Origin of the sequence: Flavobacterium sp. (genome assembly GCF_028712645.1) — a bacterium.
Classification (GTDB): domain Bacteria; phylum Bacteroidota; class Bacteroidia; order Flavobacteriales; family Flavobacteriaceae; genus Flavobacterium.
In genome coordinates this window covers 1-2,953 of record NZ_JAQTPQ010000352.1, presented here as the reverse complement: position 1 = coordinate 2,953, position 2,953 = coordinate 1, and the positions used below count along the sequence as shown (strand labels likewise).

At 32.3% G+C, this 2,953-nt stretch carries 4 protein-coding genes; 2 read left to right on the top strand and 2 right to left on the bottom strand.

The genetic code is table 11. The features are described from left to right. Nucleotides 1-147: 147 nt before the first annotated feature. Nucleotides 148-684, bottom strand: coding sequence for a hypothetical protein (locus PHC28_RS17710; protein WP_300103643.1), 537 nt, complete (start codon nt 682-684; stop codon nt 148-150). A 59-nt stretch (nt 685-743) separates the two neighbouring features. After that, on the bottom strand, nt 744-1,607 hold the full coding sequence (locus PHC28_RS17705; RefSeq protein ID WP_300103640.1) for a hydroxymethylglutaryl-CoA lyase: 864 nt from the start codon (nt 1,605-1,607) through the stop codon (nt 744-746). 197 nt (nt 1,608-1,804) lie between these two features. Here PHC28_RS17705 and PHC28_RS17700 point away from each other — a divergent pair, with 197 nt between their 5' ends. Both PHC28_RS17700 and PHC28_RS17695 read left to right on the top strand, forming a co-directional pair. Then, entirely contained in the window at nt 1,805-2,416 is a 612-nt protein-coding gene (locus PHC28_RS17700; protein WP_300103637.1) for a SatD family protein, read from the top strand. After that, on the top strand, nt 2,413-2,953 hold a 541-nt coding region (locus PHC28_RS17695; protein WP_300103634.1), incomplete at its 3' end, for a DUF3307 domain-containing protein. The genes PHC28_RS17700 and PHC28_RS17695, both read left to right, overlap by 4 nt.

Sequence of the window (2,953 nt, the reverse complement as noted above, 5' to 3'; positions counted from 1 at the left end):
GAACCCCAAAATACCATTGATATTTTACATCTGAACCTGGATTAGTCAACAAGGATTGTGGTACCGAAGTAAAGTTGTATAAAATTTGCTTGTTTTGAGAAAAGCAACTACTCGATGCCAATAAAAAAATAATTAAAACTGATTTTTTCATTGCACTACTAAATAAACTGTTGCACTTGAACGCAATTTTAAGCTTCCAGGACTGCTTTCAGTTAATGCTGGTCCTGGCAGCATTGTAACCTTAAAAGCAATTTTCCTAGTTTTCTTTAATACATCCAATTTTGCATTTTCAAATATTTCAGTTTGGGTAACCAAATTTTCAACTCCAGTATAGGCTGGTATATTAAAAGAAACCGTGTAAAGATTTGAATTACTGCCATTAAGAAAATACATGTCAATTGTGTATGCTCTGTTTATGGTATTATCAATTTCAAAATACAAATCAGTTTTTACTAGACTTGTATTAAAAAAGGTGTCCCTAAAAACATCGAAAGTTTCTGTGTCAAAAAATACGGATTGCTCTGCTCCATTAATGACAAATTGATTGGCAGGAACATCAAAAGTTGCCAAATTAGAAATAATAACGGGCTCTAATTTTAAGTCATTGACTTGATTAAAATCTAAATTGCTGGAGCAGGAAAACAAGAAAATAGAAAGGATAAATATTCCTATAATTTTATTCATAATATTTAAATACTTGGGAATGTAAATTTACAACGAAAGTTTTGGAATATTAGTATTTCCTAATGAAAGTCTCCGAATAATTTTGAAGCTTCATTGTAAGCACTTTCAAAACTCAATGGATTACTATTCGTGTTTTCTTTTTTAGAAGTAAAATAAGATAATAATTTTTCTGTAGGCATATTGCCTGTTAAAACATCTTTCGCCATTGGACATCCTCCAAAACCTTGAATAGCACCATCAAATCGGCGACAACCAGCATTGTAGGCGGCATCATTTTTTTCGAACCATTTGTCTGGTGTGGTGTGCAAATGAGCTCCAAATTCAATCTTGGGATATTTTGGAATTAAATGCGAAAATAAATATTGAATTACCTCTGGAGTAGAACTGCCAACGGTATCAGAAAGCGAAAGGATTTTCACACCCATATTCGAAAGTTTTTCTGTCCATTCGCCAACAATTTCTAGACTCCAAGGATCACCATACGGATTTCCAAATCCCATCGAAAGGTAAGCCACAACTTCTTTATTACTTTTATCAGCAATTTCAATAATTTCTTGTAACGTTATCACCGATTCTGCTATGGTTTTGTGCGTATTCCGCATTTGGAAATTCTCAGAAATCGAAAATGGGAATCCTAAATATTGAATGGGCTGATGTTGCGATGCGGCAATTGCGCCTTGTGTGTTGGCAATTATGGCTAATAATTTACTTCGAGTTTGTGATAAATCTAATTGTGCCAAAACTTCGGCTGTATCCTGCATTTGAGGAATAGCTTTTGGAGAGACAAAACTTCCAAAATCTATAGTATCAAAACCTACACGAAGTAACGACTGAATGTATGCCACTTTTCTAGTTGTAGGAATAAAAGTTTTTATTCCTTGCATTGCATCTCTTGGGCATTCTATTATTTTTATTGCTTCCATTGAATTTCAAAGATAAGTCAAAATCAGATTTCAGGAAATTGTTTTTTATTAATTTTTCAAGTTAACTAACATTACTCTTTTTAGTAATATTTTTAATTATTACGCTTTTTGGTAATATTTTTAATTATTACGCTTTTTGGTAATTATTAAAGCATAGAAATTGTTTTTTTAAATACTTTTTTAATTACTTTTGAAATATGATAAGCATAATTACAGGAGACATAGTTAATTCCAGGAAATTATCATCCGAAATTTGGATGGATGGTTTGAAGAAATTATTGAACACTTTTGGGAAAAACCCAATAGAATGGGAGATTTACAGAGGTGATGAATTCCAATTGGTAGTCAAGAATCCTGAAGAAGCTTTGATTAGTGCTTTACAAATAAAATCGTATTTTAAATCGCTAAAATTGGATGTTAGAATGAGCATTGGTTTTGGAGATATGACTTATAAGGCAGACAAAATTTCCGAAAGTAATGGCACTGCTTTTTCTCGCTCAGGCGAAGTTTTTGAGACCTTAAAGAAGCAAAAAATCAATTTAGCCATCCATTCTGGCAACGAAGCATTTGATGCCGAAATCAATTTGATGTTGCGATTGAGCTTAGTATTTATGGATAATTGGCTGGCACAATCGGCCGAATTTGTTTTGACAACTATCGAAAATCCATCGCTTTCACAGGAGGAAATTGGCGTAAAACTTGGAATAAATCAAGCAGCAGTTAGCCGAAGACGAAAACGTGCTCAATTTGATTTAGTGATGGAAATGGAAAAATATTTCAGAAATAAAATCAAAACAATTAGCGTATGATTATTTTTGTAAAGTTACTTTTAGCACATTTATTAGGCGATTTTTTATTACAACCCACTTCTTGGGTTTTGGATAAAGAAAATAAAAAATCCCGAAGTAAATACCTTTACATTCACATCCTTTTGCACGGAATTTTAGCTTGGCTATTCGTAAGCGAAATGTCTTTTGGTTGGTTTGCGTTAGCACTTGCATTAACTCACGGATTTATAGATTTCTTGAAATTGCAATTTCAAAAAAAGAAAACAAAACGAAATTGGTTTGTTATTGACCAAATCCTGCATTTAATAGCAATTGTACTAATTGCGGGTCTTTACAAAAATTTATCCGTTGACTTTAGTGTTTTCAACAATCAGTTTTGGATATTAATTACAGGAATTTTATTGCTAACAAAACCCACTTCAATAATTATTAAAAATATCATTTCGGTTTGGACTCCAGAAAGCAAAAACAAAAACGATGATTCGCTGGAAAACGCTGGAAATTATATCGGAATATTCGAAAGACTATTTGTTTTTTGCTTTATACTTACAGGACATT

Bases quoted from the DNA above. Each gene is read 5' to 3' on its own strand.
- PHC28_RS17700 (WP_300103637.1), top strand. From the start codon at position 1,805: ATGATAAGCATAATTACAGGAGACATAGTTAATTCCAGGAAATTATCA.
- PHC28_RS17705 (WP_300103640.1), bottom strand. From the start codon at position 1,607: ATGGAAGCAATAAAAATAATAGAATGCCCAAGAGATGCAATGCAAGGA.
- PHC28_RS17710 (WP_300103643.1), bottom strand. From the start codon at position 684: ATGAATAAAATTATAGGAATATTTATCCTTTCTATTTTCTTGTTTTCC.